Below are 15,950 nucleotides of genomic sequence, written 5' to 3' on the forward strand. Positions count from 1 at the left end.
CGCTTCGCCGGTGGCCCGCCCCCGGCGCCGGCACCTGAGGGGGCGTGCTGCCCTGGCGTCGGAGATGCGGTCGTTCCTGCAGTGGCTGCTCGCCGCCTCGATCGCCCTGGCCGCCACCGGGTTGCTGGCGGTGACGGTCGCCGACGACACCCAGGCCGAGGCGCTGTGGGGGATCGTCGGTCCCCTCGGGATCGTCACGGTCATCTGGGCCGTCACCGGGCCGGTGTGGGCGCTGTTCACCCCGGCGCGACGAGCGCGCTCCTGAGACGACAGACGACGGCCGCCTCGGGAGTTCCCGGGGCGGCCGTCGTCGGTACGTGCGGTGTCGGTCAGTCGAGGTAGTCGCGCAAGACCTGCGACCGCGACGGGTGGCGCAGCTTCGACATGGTCTTCGACTCGATCTGACGGATGCGCTCACGCGTCACGCCGTAGACCTGGCCGATCTCGTCGAGGGTGCGCGGCTGACCGTCGGTGAGCCCGAAGCGCAGACGGACGACACCCGCCTCACGCTCGGACAAGGTCTCCAGCACCGACTGCAGTTGATCCTGCAGCAGGGTGAAGGACACCGCGTCGACCGCGACGACGGCCTCGGAGTCCTCGATGAAGTCACCGAGCTGGCTGTCGCCCTCGTCGCCGATGGTCTGGTCCAGTGAGATGGGCTCCCGGGCGTACTGCTGGATCTCCAGCACCTTCTCCGGGGTGATGTCCATTTCCTTCGCTAGCTCCTCGGGGGTGGGCTCGCGGCCCAGGTCCTGCAGGAGTTCGCGCTGGATGCGACCGAGCTTGTTGATGACCTCGACCATGTGCACCGGGATGCGGATGGTGCGGGCCTGGTCGGCCATGGCGCGGGTGATCGCCTGACGGATCCACCAGGTGGCGTACGTCGAGAACTTGTAGCCCTTGGTGTAGTCGAACTTCTCGACCGCACGGATCAGACCGAGGTTGCCCTCCTGGATGAGGTCCAGGAACGCCATGCCGCGGCCGGTGTACCGCTTGGCCAGCGAGACGACGAGACGCAGGTTCGCCTCGAGAAGATGGTTCTTGGCGCGGTTGCCGTCGCGGGAGATCCACGACAGGTCACGACGCTGCGCGACGGTGAGCTTCTCGCCCGCCTCGGCCATCCGCTTCATCCGCTCGGTGGCGAAGAGTCCGGCCTCGATGCGCTTGGCCAGCTCGACCTCCTCCTCGGCGTTGAGGAGGGCGACCTTGCCGATCTGCTTGAGGTAGGCGCGGACCGAGTCGGCGGAGGCGGTGAGCTCGGCGTCCTTGCGTGCCTGACGCAGCGCCTCGGACTCGTCCTCGTCCCAGACGAAGTCGCCGGACTTCTTGTCCTCCTCGGAGGGCTCCTCGATCTCCTCCGCGTCGGCCTTGGCCGGACGGGTGACCTTCGCGGTGGGCTCGCCGTCGGTGTCGTCGGCGTCGACGTCGTCGACGACCACGACCTCCTCGTCGGAGACGACCGCGTCTGGACCGTCGATGTCGTCGATCGATGCCGGCGACTCGTCGACCTCCTCGGTGCCGGCGGGCGCGGAGGCCGCCTTGCGAGGTGCCTTCTTCGCCGCGGACTTCGCGGGTGCCTTCTTGGCGGGTGCCTTCTTCGCCGCCGTCTTGCGCGCGGTCTTCTTCGCCGGCGCGCGCGGTGCGGTCACCTCGGCGGCGTCGTCTGCCGCGGTGTCCTGCTGGCGGGTCTTGGTGGCTGCCACGTACGACCTTTCGAGACGTCGTCCTGGAAGCGCAACACCGAGGTGGTCCTCGGCGGCGCGGGGTTCTTGGGTGGCCGGCACGCTGGCCGACCCGTGTCATTGTAGGCGATCAGGGCGCTCCCACCCGCCCGGCGGCGTGGGACCGGTCCCTGTGGCACCGCCTGTGGGACGGCGCGTCGGGTCAGGGCCGCAGGCCCGCGGTGACCGCCATCGCCGCGCCGACGATACCCGCCGTGTTCTGCAGCGTCGCGGCCACGACGGGGGTGCGGACGGTCAGGTGTGGAACCCACTTGTCGGCCTTGCGACTGATACCGCCGCCGACGATGAACAGGTCGGGCCAGAACAGGTTCTCGTAGGCGTTCAGCACAGTCGACACGTGCTTGGCCCACTTCTCGTACGACATCTCCTTGTCGTCCTTGACCTTCGACGACGCCTGGTGCTCCGCCTCCTTGCCGTCCACCTCCATGTGCCCGAGCTCGGTGTTGGGGACCAGGTTGCCGTGGAACAGGATCGCCGACCCGATACCCGTGCCGAAGGTCAGCAGCATGACGAGGCCTGACCGGTCGCGCCCCGCGCCGTAGGCGTCCTCGGCCATCCCGGCCGCGTCGGCGTCGTTGAGCACGCAGAACGCCCGGTCGCCCAGCGCGGACGCCAGCAGCGGGTACGGGTCGGTCCCGATCCACCCCTTGTCGATGTTCGCCGCCGTACGCACCACCCCTCCGGACACGACGCTGGGCAGGGTCACGCCGACCGGACCGGTCCACCCGAAGTGGTCGACGACCTCCTTGATGCCGCCCACCACGGCCTCCGGTGTCGACGGCTGCGGCGTGAGCACCTTGAACCGTTCCCCGACGAGGTCACCGGTCGCCAGGTCGACGACACCGCCCTTGATGCCCGACCCGCCGACGTCGACTCCGAACGCCTGGGTCGGGACGGCTGCGCCGGAGGAGTCGCCTGCCGGGGTGTCGGGGGCCATGGTCGTCTCCTGGGTCTGTGGCAGTCGCGGACAGGGCGAACGGCAGCTCGGTCACGCCTCGGCGCCGATGGCACACCGGTTCGCGCTCAAGGCTAGTCACGCGGTCGCCACGGTGTCCTGGCGTCCACCGACGTCGCGCGGTCGACGGTGCTCGTGCTGACATGTACGGGTGACGACAGCCCAGGAGCTCGCCGCCATCGCCGTCGACGTCGCCCGGATGGCGGCCGACCACGTCCGGACACGCCGGGCGGAACTGATCGACGACGTGTCGTCGGCATTCCGGTCGGATGCGGTGTCGACGAAGAGCACACCGACGGACCCCGTGACGGTGGTGGACACCGAGACCGAGGAGTTGATCCGGCGCGAGCTGGCCCGGTTGCGACCCGACGACACCGTCCTCGGCGAGGAGGACGGCGGGTCGGTGGACGTGCCCGACGGCGTGCGGTGGGTGGTCGACCCGATCGACGGGACCGTCAACTTCCTGCACGGGGTGCCGGCCTACTCGGTGTCGGTGGCCGCGCAGATCGACGGGGAGTCGGTCGCGGGCGCTGTCGCCGACGTGCCGCGCGGCGTGGTCTACCGGGCCTTCCGCGGCGGTGGCGCCTGGCTCGAGACCGACGCCGGGGCGGATCCGATCCGCCTGCGCGCGACGGGCGTCGACACGGTCGCGATGGCCCTGGTCGCAACAGGTTTCAGCTATCAGGCGGACCGTCGGGCCACGCAGGGCGCGCTGATCGCGTCGCTGCTGCCGCGGGTGCAGGACGTCCGCCGTGTCGGGTCGGCCGCGCTGGACCTGTGCATGGTCGCCTCGGGGATGGTCGACGCGCACGTGGAGCATGCGCTCAACCCGTGGGACTGGGCCGCGGGAGCGCTGATCGCCGCGGAGGCGGGCGCGGTGGTCCGAACGCCCGCACCGACCTCACGCAGCGCCGACGGGTTCCCGACCGTGGCGGTCGCCCCGGGCATCGCCGACGAGTTCCTCGCCCTGCTGGACGAACTCGGCGGCCTCGACCCGCTCTAGACGACGCCGGGCGCCGTCAGCAGGCGCCGCTGTGGACCGCGCGGACCAGTGACGGGTCGGCGCCGGTCGCGGCCCCGCCGGTGCGACCGGACGTGTCGGTGGAGCGCAGCGACTCGAGGACGGCCTGCTGGTCCTGAGTCTGTTCCTTGCTGGCGAACTGGCGTCCGAGGGCGAGGTCGACCACGGTGCCGGGTCGTCCGTCGTCGACGAGCTCGGCGCACGGGACGGCGACCCAGACCGCGGCGGCCGCGGCGCGCCCGGCCGGTCCGAAACGGATCTGGCCGACGCAGTCGAGGTTCTGGTCCGGGTACACGCTGTCGTCGGCGTAAGGCGTGTCGGTCGCCGGCGTGAAGCCCTGTCCGGTGAGGTCGTCGAGGACGCTGCGCGCCTCACCTCGGCGGGCCGAGGCGTTGAGCACCCGCACCTGGAACGTCGCGAGCGGGGCGGGTGCCACCTCGACGAGTTGGTTCGCGGCCACCGTCGTCCGCGGTGCGGCGGAGGTGGCCGCCGACGCCGGCGCCGACGCGGACGGTGCGGTGGGCTGGTTGCAGGTGGTCGCCACAGGATCCGACGATCCCTTGCTGAGTGCGCTCACCCACACGATGAGCGCCAGCACGAGCAGCACGACGACGGCGATGACGAACGGCACCCACCGACGTCGCCGGAACGGACGTCCCCGGTCGTCGGTGGGGTACCCCAGGGTGATCTGCGAAACCACGCGGCGTGAACTCTCCTCGAACGGACGCGGCGCCGGGACGGGCGACGCGCGTCACACAGTAGACGGCGGACCCCTGTGCAGGGCCACGACAGGCGGGTGTTGACCCGCGGCGCTGCGCGAGCTAACCTCTGCCCGCCTTCGCGATACAGAGATGTTGGACGATTCGTTCGGCAGCAGTGGCGAACGTCACAGGACAACACGTCGGCGATGGCAATGAATTCGACAGGGATGTCGTTGCGAGATGAGCATTCCGCGGCACGCGGAGACGACTCGAAGCAGCAGGGTCGGCGACACCTCGACACCCTCATCCACCGCGAACCCGCGTGGGAGAGATGTCAGTCGATGAGATGGAGTGAAGGCGAAACATGGCTACTGATTACGACGCTCCTCGCCGCACCGAGACCGAGGACCTGGGCGAGGACTCGCTCGAGGAACTGAAGGCTCGTCGCAGCGAGGCGCAGGCCGCCTCGGTCGACGTGGACGACAGCGACACCGCCGAGTCGTTCGAACTGCCCGGCGCCGACCTCTCCGGTGAGGAGTTGTCGGTGCGGGTGGTCCCGAAGCAGGCCGACGAGTTCACGTGTACGAGTTGCTTCCTCGTGTACCACCGCAGCCGCCTGGCCCGTGAGAACGGCGCCTCGCGCATCTGCGTCGACTGCGCGTAGGCCGCAACGGTCCGGCTCCCGTGGGGCCGGACCCACCGACATCGACGGCGCCGCACCCCGAGGGGTACGGCGCCGTCGTCATGTCGGGAGCAGAGGCTCGTCAGGTGCTCCTACGGCTCGTCCGACGCATCGGTCTGGCCGAGCGCCGCGATGAGCTCGGCGGGTCGGCGGGTGGACACCAGCCAGTAGGGCGTGGGGTCGTCCGGGTCGTCGAGAACCACGAGAACCATCGTCTTCACCCAGGCCCGGTGCATGAGATAGGCGGCCGGGTCGAGCTGTCGACCCAGTGCCGCGCTCTTGGCGGTCGCGGGGATCGAGGCCGCGCGTGCGATCACCGAAGCGGGCAGATGCGCTTTGTGGGCGTACAACTCGCCGTCGGCGGCGACACGGACGCGGGTCCGCCCCATCGACCAGAGCAGCCACACCGCGAGCAGGGCGAGCAGGGGATAGGCGATCGCCGAGGCGGCCGCATGCCGCGCGGCGAGCTGGATCTCGTAGCCGAACACCCCGACGACCACGGCTGCGGCGGCATACCACCACAGGGGGACCGTCAGGCGCTCGCTGAACCGGTCCTGTGCGGCGGACGGCGTCGACGTCGGATGCGGGGTGGCGTGCTGGTCACTCATGGGTCATCGGGTCTCACGGTTCTTCGGGTGACGGTGGTGTCGCGGACGTGACGGGCCGTGCCGCAGGGCGTCTCGGGTCGGCCACCGGCGCCAGCGTAGTCTTCACGCGTGGCAGTCGACGCGCAGGTCAGCACGGTTGCGTTCCGACGACTCGATCCGGCTCTCCCCCCGCCGCAGCGTGCTCACCCCGGTGACGCCGGGGTCGATCTGCACAGTGCGATCTCCGTCACGATCGGCCCGGGAGAGCGCGAGATGGTGCCGACGGGCATCGCGGTGGCACTGCCGATGGGCACCGTCGGTCTGATCCACCCCCGCTCGGGGTTGGCCGCGCGAGCGGGGCTCTCCATCGTCAACACACCGGGCACGGTCGACGCGGGCTACCGCGGCGAGATCAAGGTCTGCCTGATCAACCTCGACCCGCGCGATCCCATCGCGGTGACCAAGGGTGACCGCATCGCCCAGCTGCTGGTGCAACGGGTCGAGCTCCCCGAGTTCGTCGAGGTCGAGTCGTTGGACGAGACCAGCCGGGGGACAGGTGGTTACGGGTCGAGCGGCGGTCACGGACTGCTCGACACCCAGGACGAGCGGAAGGCATGACGATGAGCGACGCGACCGGAGGACCACGCATCGGCGAGGGTGCCGGCCCGTACGACATCGACGACCTCGACGGTGAGCTGGGCCTCGACAACTCCCACCTCGATCTCGGGTCGGTCCTCGTCCCGGTGGTCGAGGGTGGCCAGGTGACCGTCGAGATGACGGCCGATCACCAACCGCAGGCCGTCTACCTCGTCACCCCGCACGGGCGGATCAGCGTGGCGGCGTTCGCGGCACCGCGTTCGCCGGGTCTGTGGGCCGAGGTGGTCGGTGAACTGGTCGAGTCGCTGCGCACCGACGGTGCGACCGCCGCGACGGAGTCGGGGCACTGGGGCCGAGAGGTGATCGGCACTGTGCCCGGCGCCGTGCACCGGTTCATCGGCGTCGACGGCCCTCGCTGGATGGTCCGGTGCGTGGCGAGTGCACCGCCGGAGTCCGCCGACGACCTGACGCTCGTCGCGCGTGCGGTGCTGAGCGAGACGGTGGTGCGCCGCGGCAGCGACCCGTTCCCGCCGCGGGAACCGCTGCCGGTCGTCCTGCCGCCGGTACTCGCCGAGCAGGTCGCCGCGGCCCAGCAGCAGATGGCCGACCAGGGTGCGTTCGCCGAGAACGGCATGGTCGACCCGGCGGGTCAACCCGCCGAAGCCCTCGAGCCGACCGCGCCTGAGGACGCCGATCCCGAGGGTGCGCTCGGTCAGCTCGCGCGGGCGCAGGTCGTCGCCGAGGACGGTGCGCCCGTCGTCGACCCGACACCGGAGACCGACGACGACGCGCAGGTCCCGCAGGGCAAGCGCCGGTCGTCCGGGTCGGCACTGCAGCGACTGCGACGTCGTCAGGGGCGCTGACCGACCGCCCCACCCGTCGCATCCGTCGTCACCGGGCGGGGTCCGCCCGCCGTCCGAGGGCGTCCATCGCCGCGCGGCCGAGGGCGCCGGGATCGCCGGCCCAGGCGTCGAACGCGACGGACACCGGCGTCACACCCAGCACGGCCGCCCAGGCGGACGCGACCTCGGCCGGATGCACCGCGTCGTCGGCCACTGACACGACCGCTGTCGGGATCCTGCACTCGGCGAGCCGCCGCAGGTCGTCCGGCCGGGGGAGCGTCGTCGACGCCGCCTCACGCAGATGCGGCGCGAGCAGATCCCCGAGGACCGTCCAGGACCGGCCGAGTTCGTCGGCCAGCCATGCAGGACTGGACGCGCGCATCGTCGCCGTCGCGGCCGCGAGTCCGGTGCGGTCGATCTCGGCGACCGTGATGCGCGCGGCCGTGGCCGCGGGGGAGGTGCCGCCGTCGCCGCCGGGGTGCCACGGCGGGCACGCCGCGACCACCGCCGCACACGACCGTGGATGCGCTGCCGCCCAGTGCACCGCGACGCACGCACCGATCGAGATCCCCGCCGCGATCACCGGCCCCCGCGTCGCGGCCTCGTCGAGCGCGGCGAGGTACGTCGCGACGATCCCCGACGGTCCCGGGTCCACCGCGATCGCCGGCACCGCGAGGGCGTCGGCGAGAGGGGCCGTCGCACGGGCCGCGTAGTCGCCGTCGGAACCGGCTCCCGGCATCGTGACCAGCGACGAAGCGGTGATCGGCACAGCCCGCTCGGCGTCGTCGGTGGTGGGCATCCGACGATGGTCCCCCGTAGGTGGTGCGCACGTTGCGCGGGGTCTACCCTGAGGGTCCGACGGCGGCAGGGTGCCGCTGTCGAGACGTCTCGACGCGGCGTCGCCGGGACCTGAGAAGGGTGATGATGATCGGTGGCCGGAGGCCCGCAATGATCGTTCCCGTCACGCACACCGGAGGCCGCGCATGACCGCCGCCGGATACCTCAAGCGGTTGAGCAAGCGACTCACCGCCGACCTCGAAGAGCTCGACGCAGAGCAGATCTCCGAACAGTCCCAGGCCACCGGCGCCCAGCGCGCGTGCGACTGCGGGCAGGGCGAGGAGGTCAGCATGCTCGGCGAGCTCCGCTCGGTGCAGACCTGTTCCAAGGCCGCGAAGACCGGCGTCGTCGCCGAGTTCTTCGACGGCACCGACGTCGTCGTCCTCAAGTGGATCGGCCGCAACCGCATCCCGGGCATCGAGCCGGGGCGCAAGCTGACCGTCCGCGGTCGTCTCGGGGTGAAGGACGGCGTCAAGGTCGTCTACAACCCCTACTACGAGCTCCTCGGTGACGACTGACCGTTCCGGGTCGGACGCAGCCGCAGACGCGTCGGCCGACGAGCCGGCCACCGCATCGGAGGATGTCCGCGAGGCCGTCCCCACCCTGCTCGAGCAGATGGGCGGCGTCGCAGGCCTGATCTACTCCACGGTCCCGATCGTCGTGTTCGTGGCCGTCAACGCCCTGGCCTCGCTGACACCGGCCATCGTCGCCGCGCTCGCGGTGGCCGTGCTGATCGCGGTCGTGCGGCTCGTCCGCCGGGAACCGGTGCAGCCCGCGGTGTCCGGGGTGTTCGGCGTCGCCATCTGCGCGTTCATCGCCCACCGCACCGGCGACGCAAAGGGCTTCTTCCTCTTCGGCATCTGGAGCACCCTCGTCTACGCCGGGGCGTTCGTGCTGTCGATCCTGGTGCGTTGGCCGCTGGTCGGCGTGATCTGGAATGTCGTAAACGGCAACGGGACCGCGTGGCGCAAGCACCGCCGGACCCTGCTCGCCTACGACCTGGCGACCGCGGTGTGGGCCGTGCTCTTCGCGGTGCGGTACGTCGTGCAGTCGTCCCTGTACGACTCCGACCAGACGGGGTGGCTCGCAGCCGCACGGATCGGCATGGGTTGGCCGTTGACAGCCGTCGCCGCGCTCGCGACCGTGCTGCTGGTGCGGTGGGCCGAACGGACCGAGGAGTCCGAGAACGACGCCACCGAGGGCGATCCCGTGGCCGACCAGGGCGCCGGGTCGGGCGCGCCGCCGGCCCGCTGAGCCGAACGGTTCAGGACTGCAGGATCGCGGCCTGCAGGTCGTCCTCGACCTCCGCCGGTGCGATGAACACGAGCTCGTCGCCGCCCTCGACCGGGTCGTCGGGCTGCGGGACGATCACCCGGCCGCCCCGCAGGATCGCCACCAGCGCGGCGTCGCGGGGCAGGACGAGCTTGCGGACGGGTTTGCCCGCGAACGACGTGTCCTGCGGCAGCGTGATCTCGACGAGGTTGGCCTGCCCCTGACGGAAAGTCATCAGGCGTACGAGGTCACCGACGGAGACGGCCTCCTCCACCAGGGACGCCAGGATCCGCGGGGTGGACACCGCGACGTCGACGCCCCAGTCCTCGCCGAACAGCCACTCGTTGCGGGGGTCGTTGACGCGGGCCACGACGCGTCCCACGGCGAACTCGGTCTTGGCGAGAAGGCTCACGACGAGGTTGGCCTTGTCGTCACCGGTGGCCGCGACGACGACGTCGAAGGTCTGCAACTGCGCCTGCTCGAGGTTGTCGAGCTCGCAGGCGTCGGCGTGCACCCAGGTGGCGCCGGGCACCGCCTCGTCGTCGATGTTGTCCCGACGCCGTTCCAGCAACACGACCTCGTGGTCGCCGCCGATGAGTTCGCGCGCGATGGACCGGCCGACGGCGCCCGCGCCGGCGATGGCGACCTTCATTCCCCGCCCTCCCGCCGTGCCCCGGCGATGGCGAGCGCCTCGTCGCGGCGGTCCCGCAGGACGGCGACGTACACCGTGTCGTCCTGTTGCAGCACGGTGCGGGGCTCGGGCAGTAGTGACGCGCCGACCCGGCTGATGAACGCGATCCGCGCGCCGGTCTCCTCCTGGAACACCTTCGCGGTCTGCCCGATCCAGCTCTCGTGCACGCTGATCTGGGTGACGAGCACCTGTCCGGACGGGTCGCGCCACGCCGTCGCGGCGTCACCCACGCCCAGCGCGGCGACGAACCGCTGCGTCGTCCACGGCACCGTCGCGACGGTGGGGATGCCGAGCCGCTCGTAGACCGCGGCCCGCTTCGCGTCGTAGATACGGGCGACGACGCGTTCGACGCCGAACGTCTCCCGCGCCACGCGCGCGGCGATGATGTTGGAGTTGTCGCCGGAGGAGACCGCGGCGAACGCGTCGGCCTCGGCGATCCCGGCGGCCTCGAGGACGTCGCGGTCGAAGCCGACGCCGCGGACGGTGGTACCGCCGTAGGACGGGCTGAGCCGTCGGAACGCGGAGTCCTCGCGGTCGACGACGGCGACCGTGTGGCCCTTGTTGTCGAGGGCCTGCGCGAGGGACGACCCCACGCGGCCGCAGCCCATGATCACTACCCGCACGTGTCTGTGCTCCTCATCCGGCGGCCGATCGCTCCCCGTGGACCGCGGCGACGGTCCACACCTGCGGCGAACGCTACCGCCCGCCGTCGACCATCGTGAGTCCGCGTCTAAGGTTGCCTGGTGTCCACGGTGTCCACCGTCTCGGTCGCGGCGAAACGACTGCTGCTGGGTCGTCCGTTCCGCAGCGACAAGCTCGGGCACACCCTGCTGCCCAAGCGGATCGCTCTGCCCGTCTTCGCGTCCGACGCGATGTCGTCGGTGGCGTACGCGCCGCAGGAGATCTTCCTCGTCCTGTCTGTCGCCGGACTGTCCGCGTATGCCTACACGCCGTGGATCGGCCTCGCCGTCGCCCTGGTCATGGCGATCGTGGTGGCCAGCTACCGGCAGAACGTGCACGCCTATCCCTCGGGCGGTGGCGACTACGAGGTCGCGACGGTCAACCTGGGGCCCAAGGCGGGGCTGACCGTCGGCAGCGCGCTGCTCGTGGACTACGTCCTCACCGTCGCCGTCTCCATCTCGTCGGCGGCGGAGAACATCGGGTCGGCGATCCCGTTCGTCGAGCAACACCGGGTGCTGTTCTGCGTGGTGGCGATCGTGCTGCTGACCAGCGTCAACCTCCGCGGCATCCGAGAGTCCGGCACCGCGTTCGCGATCCCCACCTATGCGTTCATCGGGGGCATGGTGGTGATGCTGATCTGGGGGTTCGTCCAGATCTTCGTCCTCGGCGACTCGGTGCGATCGGAGACCGCCGACTTCACGGTCAAGGCCGAGAACAGCCACCTCGTCGGCATCGCTTTCGTGTTCCTCATCGCGCGTGCGTTCTCGTCCGGGTGCGCCGCGCTGACCGGTGTCGAGGCCATCAGCAACGGCGTGCCCGCGTTCCAGAAGCCGAAGTCGCGCAATGCCGCCACGACGCTGCTCCTGCTCGGTGGCATCGCCATCGTGCTGCTCATGGGGATCATCGTGCTGGCCCGCAAGATCGGCGCGAAGTACGTCGAGAACCCCGCCGCCGACCTCGTCGGGGCGCCCGACGGTTACCAGCAGAAGTCCCTGGTCGCGCAGCTCGCCCACGCGGTGTTCGCCGACTTCACCCCGGGGTTCTACTTCGTCACCACCGTCACCGCCCTGATCCTCGTGCTCGCCGCGAACACCGCCTTCAACGGCTTCCCGGTCCTCGGGTCGGTGCTCGCCCAGGACCGCTACCTGCCCCGTCAGCTGCACACCCGCGGCGATCGACTCGCCTTCAGCAACGGCATCCTCTTCCTCGCGGTCGCCGCGATCGCCTTCGTCGTCGCGTTCGGTGCGCAGGTCACCGCGCTGATCCAGCTCTACATAGTCGGTGTCTTCGTGTCGTTCACGCTGTCGCAGATCGGCATGGTCCGGCACTGGACGCGTCACCTGCGGTCCGAGTCCGATCCTCAGGCCCGTCGCCGCATGCAACGCTCGCGCGTCATCAACTCGATCGGTCTGCTCATGACCGGCACGGTGCTGATCATCGTCCTCATCACCAAGTTCCTGGCGGGTGCGTGGATCGCGATCGTCGCGATGGTGGCGATCTTCGGACTGATGCAGCTCATCCACCGGCACTACGCCTCGGTGCAGCACGAACTCGACACCACCGACGAGGAGGTCGTGCTGCCGAGCCGGACGCATTCGGTGGTGCTGGTCTCGAGGATCCACCTGCCCACCAAGCGGGCCCTTGCGTACGCCCGTGCCACCCGTCCCGACACCCTCGAGGCGATCACGGTCAACGTCGACGACCGCGACACCCGGCGACTCGTGGCCGAGTGGGAGGCCAGTGAGCTGACCGTGCCGCTGAAGGTCATCGCGTCGCCGTACCGCGAGGTGACGCGTCCGGTCATCGACTACGTGCGGCGTATCCGACGCGACTCTCCCCGCGACGTCATCACCGTGTTCATCCCGGAGTACGTCGTCGGCCACTGGTGGGAGCAGATCCTGCACAACCAGTCGGCGCTTCGACTCAAGGGGCGTCTGCTCTTCGAACCGAACGTGATGGTGACGTCGGTGCCGTGGCAGCTGTCGTCGTCGGACCGGCGCAAGGACAACGACCGCGACTACCAGGCGCCCGGCGACTCCCGTCGCGGCGTGGTCGACATCCCGCCCGCGGCGATGTCCACCGACGACCGCATCCCGTGACGGCCGGACCCGCCGCCCCGGGCGTCGGTGACCTCGTCGACCTCGACGGCCTGCGCGCGGGCAACGGCGGCGTGATGGTGGGCCGCCACGACGGCCGCGTGGTCTTCGTCCGTGGCGCCCTGCCCGACGAACGCGTTCGCGTGCGTGTCGACGACGACCGGCGGTCGTCGTACCTCACCGCGACCGTCGTCGATGTCCTCGACGCCTCACCGCACCGTGTCGGCGAGCGGTGTCCCGCGGCCGGGGCGGGCGCCGGCTGCTGCGACCTCGCCCACGCTGACGACACCGCCGCCGCCGGCATCAAGGCCACCGCGGTGCGTGACGTGCTGGCGCGGATCGGCAAGCTGCCCGACGAGGTCGTCGCGGCCCTGGAGGTGCAGGTACTCGACCCGACGTCCCGGTACCGCACCCGCGTCCGCATGCCGGTCGATGCCGCCGGCGTCGCCGGCAACCACGTCCGTGCGGGTGGTGACGTCGTCACCGGCGCGCGATGCGCGCAACCGGTCGCGGAGATCGTCGAGGCGGTCGGGGAGCGGTCGTGGACACCCGGCGCCGAGGTCGTCGCGGTGCGCGGCGACGACGGCACCGTGCACCTCGCCGAACGAGCGCCCGAGGCCCGGCGAGCGGGCTCCGCACGCGCGCGGTCGCAACGGTCTCGATCGCGGCAACCCCGCGTGGCGCCGCGGGTCGTCGCCGGCGGGAGTCACGTGCAGCGTCGCGTCGGCGACCGCCTGTGGTCGGTGCCGGTGGCCGGCTTCTGGCAGGCCCACGTCCATGGTGCCGACGCCTACAGCGCCCTCGTGGCCGGCATGGCCCGCGACGCGGCGCCGGGCGCGACGAGCGCCTGGGACCTCTACGGCGGTGTCGGGGTGTTCGCCGGTGCCCTCGTCGACGCGTTGCCGTCGCTGGACCACGTCACCGTCGTCGAGTCCGATGCCGACGCCGTCGCGGCGGCGCGGGAGACCTTCGCCGACGACGACCGCATCGCCTGTTACCGGGGTCCCGTCGGCCCGGCGCTGGGGTCGTTGCCGGGCCCGGATGTCGTCGTCGCGGACCCGCCGCGGTCGGGTCTCGGTGCCGATGTCGTCGCCGGGATCGCCGCTGCGCGCCCGCGGGTGGTGGTGCACGTCGGGTGCGACCCGGCGGCCGCGGCCCGTGACCTCGGTCTCTTCGCGCAGCAGGGCTACGAGGTGGAGAGTGTGGTCGCCGTCGACGCGTTCGGCCTGACCCATCACGTCGAGGTTGTGGCAGCGCTCGTTTCCGTAGACTGATCGACACGATGTGTGCGGGCGGGGCGTCCGTACACGGAAGGGAGCGTCGACGACGATGGGCGTGTTGGAACGCGTGGGGTCACCGCGAGACCTGCGGACCCTCACCGCTGACGAGCTCGACGAGCTCGCCGCGGAGATCCGCGCCTTTCTCATCGACAAGGTGTCGGCCGTCGGCGGGCACCTCGGTCCCAACCTCGGCGTCGTCGAGCTGACGCTCGCGGTCCACCGGGTGTTCGACTCCCCGCACGACGCGGTCATCTTCGACACCGGGCACCAGTCGTACGTCCACAAGATCGTCACCGGTCGCCGCGAGGCGTTCGACACGCTCCGTCAGCGGGGCGGCCTCACCGGCTACCAGGAGCGTGCCGAGAGCGAGCACGACTGGGTCGAGTCGTCACACGCGTCGGCGGCGTTGTCCTACGCCGACGGACTCAGCAAGGCCTTCGAACTCGACGGTCTCGACCGTCACGTCGTCGCGATCGTCGGCGACGGCGCCCTCACCGGTGGCATGTGCTGGGAGGCGCTGAACAACATCACCGCCGGTGACCGGCCGGTCGTGATCGTGGTCAACGACAACGGCCGCTCCTACGCACCGACGATCGGTGGTTTCGCCAAGAATCTCGCCGCTCTGCGACTGCAGCCCGGTTACGAGAAGGTGCTCGGTGAGGCCCGCAAGATGCTCACCGGTGTCCCGATGGTCGGGTCTCTCGCCTACGCGGTGCTGCACAGCATGAAGAGCGGTGTGAAGGACTTCCTCGCCCCGCAGGCCATGTTCACCGACCTCGGCATCAAGTACGTCGGCCCGGTGGACGGCCACGATCGGGATGCGATGGAAAACGCTCTGGCGCATGCGAAGTCGTTCGGCGGGCCGGTCATCGTGCACGCGGTCACCCGTAAGGGCATGGGCTACGCGCCGGCCGAGAACGACGAGGCCGACCAGATGCACGGCATCGGGATCATCGATCCGCGGACGGGTCGAGCCACCAGTGTGCCGCCGCAGGACTGGAGTTCGGTCTTCTCGGCCGCGTTGGTCGAGGCCGCGGCACGCCGCGAGGATGTCGTCGCCGTCGTGGCCGCGATGGCCGGGCCCACGGGTCTCGCGCCGTTCGCGGAGCGCTTCCCGGACCGCATGTTCGACGTGGGCATCGCCGAGCAGCACGCGCTGACGTCGGCTGCGGGCCTTGCGCTCGGTGGCAAGCACCCCGTCGTCGCCATCTACTCCACCTTCCTGAATCGCGCGTTCGACCAGCTGCTGATGGACGTCGCGCTGCTGAAGCAGCCGGTCACCCTCGTGCTCGATCGCGCCGGGGTCACCGGCCCGGACGGTCCGAGCCACCACGGCATGTGGGACCTGTCGCTCATGGCGATCGTGCCGGGGATGCGCGTGGCCGCACCGCGCGACGCCGTGCGCCTGCGGGAGGAACTGGGCGAGGCGCTCGACACCGACACCGGACCGACCGCCCTGCGCTACTCGAAGGGCGCTGTCCCCGAGGACATCCGAGCAGTCGAACGTCTCGAGGATGGCGTCGACGTGCTGCACCGCGCGTCGGGGTCGGATCCGGCCGACGTCCTCATCGTCGGCGTCGGCGCGTTCTGTGCGCTCGCCGTCGACACCGCAGAGCGTCTGTCGAAGCAGGGCATCCGGGCGACCGTGATCGACCCGCGGTGGGTTCTGCCCGTGCCGGACAGCGTCGTCGCGTTGGCCCGCGAGCACCGGCTCGTCGTGACCCTCGAGGACTCGGGGGTCCAGGGCGGTGCGGGGTCTGCTGTCGCGGCGCGCCTGCACGCCGAGAACGTCGACGTCGCGATCCAGCAGCGCGGTATCCCGCAGGACTTCCTGCAGCACGCCTCACGCGGTGAACTGCTCGCCGAACTGGGCCTCACCGCACAGGATCTCGCACGCGGGATCACGGCGACCGTCGCGACGATGCAGTCGTCGCCGTTGACCGACGACGTCACCGCTCGCTGAGAC

At 70.9% G+C, this 15,950-nt stretch carries 17 protein-coding genes; 10 read left to right on the forward strand and 7 right to left on the reverse strand.

Annotated features, from left to right (window positions below; translation table 11 throughout):
* The first annotated feature begins 10 nt into the window (after window positions 1–10).
* A complete protein-coding gene (locus tag Q1A98_RS22380) occupies window positions 11–265 on the forward strand; it encodes a hypothetical protein (RefSeq protein ID WP_366943460.1) in 255 nt (84 codons plus the stop codon).
* A 64-nt stretch (window positions 266–329) separates the two neighbouring features.
* On the opposite strand, the gene Q1A98_RS13705 is transcribed toward Q1A98_RS22380, so the two are convergent.
* Entirely contained in the window at window positions 330–1,703 is a 1,374-nt protein-coding gene (locus tag Q1A98_RS13705) for an RNA polymerase sigma factor (protein WP_299574417.1), read from the reverse strand.
* A gap of 181 nt (window positions 1,704–1,884) precedes the next feature.
* Window positions 1,885–2,679: a polyphosphate--glucose phosphotransferase gene (gene ppgK, locus Q1A98_RS13710; protein WP_299574420.1), complete on the reverse strand. Its 795-nt coding sequence runs from the start codon at window positions 2,677–2,679 to the stop codon at window positions 1,885–1,887.
* A 169-nt stretch (window positions 2,680–2,848) separates the two neighbouring features.
* On the opposite strand from ppgK, the gene Q1A98_RS13715 reads away from it, so the two are divergent.
* Complete coding sequence (locus Q1A98_RS13715; protein WP_299574421.1) at window positions 2,849–3,700, forward strand: inositol monophosphatase family protein; 852 nt, start codon at window positions 2,849–2,851, stop codon at window positions 3,698–3,700.
* A 16-nt stretch (window positions 3,701–3,716) separates the two neighbouring features.
* Here Q1A98_RS13715 and cei read toward each other — a convergent pair whose 3' ends face one another.
* Entirely contained in the window at window positions 3,717–4,418 is a 702-nt protein-coding gene (gene cei, locus Q1A98_RS13720) for an envelope integrity protein Cei (protein ID WP_299574424.1), read from the reverse strand.
* 365 nt (window positions 4,419–4,783) lie between these two features.
* Between cei and Q1A98_RS13725 the strand changes: the two genes are divergently transcribed.
* Entirely contained in the window at window positions 4,784–5,083 is a 300-nt protein-coding gene (locus tag Q1A98_RS13725; protein WP_299574426.1) for a DUF4193 domain-containing protein, read from the forward strand.
* A gap of 110 nt (window positions 5,084–5,193) precedes the next feature.
* Here the strand turns inward: Q1A98_RS13725 and Q1A98_RS13730 are convergent, their stop codons facing one another.
* Entirely contained in the window at window positions 5,194–5,709 is a 516-nt protein-coding gene (locus Q1A98_RS13730) for a DUF3093 domain-containing protein (RefSeq protein WP_299574429.1), read from the reverse strand.
* Window positions 5,710–5,817: 108 nt separating this feature from the next.
* On the opposite strand from Q1A98_RS13730, the gene dut reads away from it, so the two are divergent.
* Window positions 5,818–6,306, forward strand: coding sequence for a dUTP diphosphatase (dut, locus tag Q1A98_RS13735; RefSeq protein WP_299574432.1), 489 nt, complete (start codon window positions 5,818–5,820; stop codon window positions 6,304–6,306).
* A complete protein-coding gene (locus tag Q1A98_RS13740; protein WP_299574435.1) occupies window positions 6,303–7,148 on the forward strand; it encodes a DUF3710 domain-containing protein in 846 nt (281 codons plus the stop codon). Before dut ends, Q1A98_RS13740 begins: the two co-directional genes overlap by 4 nt.
* A 28-nt stretch (window positions 7,149–7,176) precedes the next feature.
* On the opposite strand, the gene Q1A98_RS13745 is transcribed toward Q1A98_RS13740, so the two are convergent.
* Window positions 7,177–7,926, reverse strand: coding sequence for an alpha/beta hydrolase (locus Q1A98_RS13745; protein ID WP_299574437.1), 750 nt, complete (start codon window positions 7,924–7,926; stop codon window positions 7,177–7,179).
* A gap of 184 nt (window positions 7,927–8,110) precedes the next feature.
* Here Q1A98_RS13745 and Q1A98_RS13750 point away from each other — a divergent pair, with 184 nt between their 5' ends.
* Complete coding sequence (locus Q1A98_RS13750; protein WP_299574441.1) at window positions 8,111–8,482, forward strand: OB-fold nucleic acid binding domain-containing protein; 372 nt, start codon at window positions 8,111–8,113, stop codon at window positions 8,480–8,482.
* 97 nt (window positions 8,483–8,579) lie between these two features.
* Window positions 8,580–9,218, forward strand: coding sequence for a DUF3159 domain-containing protein (locus Q1A98_RS13755; protein ID WP_299574700.1), 639 nt, complete (start codon window positions 8,580–8,582; stop codon window positions 9,216–9,218).
* A gap of 10 nt (window positions 9,219–9,228) precedes the next feature.
* Here Q1A98_RS13755 and Q1A98_RS13760 read toward each other — a convergent pair whose 3' ends face one another.
* Window positions 9,229–9,888, reverse strand: coding sequence for a TrkA family potassium uptake protein (locus Q1A98_RS13760; protein WP_299574444.1), 660 nt, complete (start codon window positions 9,886–9,888; stop codon window positions 9,229–9,231).
* Window positions 9,885–10,550: a TrkA family potassium uptake protein gene (locus tag Q1A98_RS13765; protein ID WP_299574447.1), complete on the reverse strand. Its 666-nt coding sequence runs from the start codon at window positions 10,548–10,550 to the stop codon at window positions 9,885–9,887. Before Q1A98_RS13765 ends, Q1A98_RS13760 begins: the two co-directional genes overlap by 4 nt.
* A gap of 120 nt (window positions 10,551–10,670) precedes the next feature.
* Here Q1A98_RS13765 and Q1A98_RS13770 point away from each other — a divergent pair, with 120 nt between their 5' ends.
* From Q1A98_RS13770 to dxs, 3 genes are read left to right on the forward strand one after another with little or no spacing between them, the layout of a single operon-like run.
* A complete protein-coding gene (locus tag Q1A98_RS13770; RefSeq protein ID WP_299574450.1) occupies window positions 10,671–12,707 on the forward strand; it encodes an APC family permease in 2,037 nt (678 codons plus the stop codon).
* Window positions 12,704–13,978 carry a class I SAM-dependent RNA methyltransferase gene (locus tag Q1A98_RS13775; RefSeq protein ID WP_299574453.1) on the forward strand — a complete coding sequence of 425 codons (1,275 nt, stop codon included), beginning with the start codon at window positions 12,704–12,706 and terminating at the stop codon, window positions 13,976–13,978. Before Q1A98_RS13770 ends, Q1A98_RS13775 begins: the two co-directional genes overlap by 4 nt.
* A gap of 55 nt (window positions 13,979–14,033) precedes the next feature.
* Window positions 14,034–15,947, forward strand: coding sequence for a 1-deoxy-D-xylulose-5-phosphate synthase (gene dxs, locus Q1A98_RS13780; RefSeq protein WP_299574456.1), 1,914 nt, complete (start codon window positions 14,034–14,036; stop codon window positions 15,945–15,947).
* Window positions 15,948–15,950: the final 3 nt, after the last annotated feature.

The organism is uncultured Williamsia sp. (assembly GCF_947494875.1).
In the GTDB taxonomy this organism is placed as follows: Bacteria; Actinomycetota; Actinomycetes; order Mycobacteriales; family Mycobacteriaceae; genus Williamsia_A.

What these genes read in the sequence shown, in the direction of transcription:
- Q1A98_RS13740 (WP_299574435.1), top strand. Translation starts at nt 6,303, where the DNA reads ATGACGATGAGCGACGCGACCGGAGGACCACGCATCGGCGAGGGTGCC.
- Q1A98_RS13730 (WP_299574429.1), bottom strand. Translation starts at nt 5,709, where the DNA reads ATGAGTGACCAGCACGCCACCCCGCATCCGACGTCGACGCCGTCCGCC.
- Q1A98_RS13725 (WP_299574426.1), top strand. Translation starts at nt 4,784, where the DNA reads ATGGCTACTGATTACGACGCTCCTCGCCGCACCGAGACCGAGGACCTG.
- ppgK (WP_299574420.1), bottom strand. Translation starts at nt 2,679, where the DNA reads ATGGCCCCCGACACCCCGGCAGGCGACTCCTCCGGCGCAGCCGTCCCG.
- Q1A98_RS13745 (WP_299574437.1), bottom strand. Translation starts at nt 7,926, where the DNA reads ATGCCCACCACCGACGACGCCGAGCGGGCTGTGCCGATCACCGCTTCG.
- Q1A98_RS13755 (WP_299574700.1), top strand. Translation starts at nt 8,580, where the DNA reads ATGGGCGGCGTCGCAGGCCTGATCTACTCCACGGTCCCGATCGTCGTG.
- Q1A98_RS13760 (WP_299574444.1), bottom strand. Translation starts at nt 9,888, where the DNA reads ATGAAGGTCGCCATCGCCGGCGCGGGCGCCGTCGGCCGGTCCATCGCG.
- dxs (WP_299574456.1), top strand. Translation starts at nt 14,034, where the DNA reads ATGGGCGTGTTGGAACGCGTGGGGTCACCGCGAGACCTGCGGACCCTC.
- Q1A98_RS13750 (WP_299574441.1), top strand. Translation starts at nt 8,111, where the DNA reads ATGACCGCCGCCGGATACCTCAAGCGGTTGAGCAAGCGACTCACCGCC.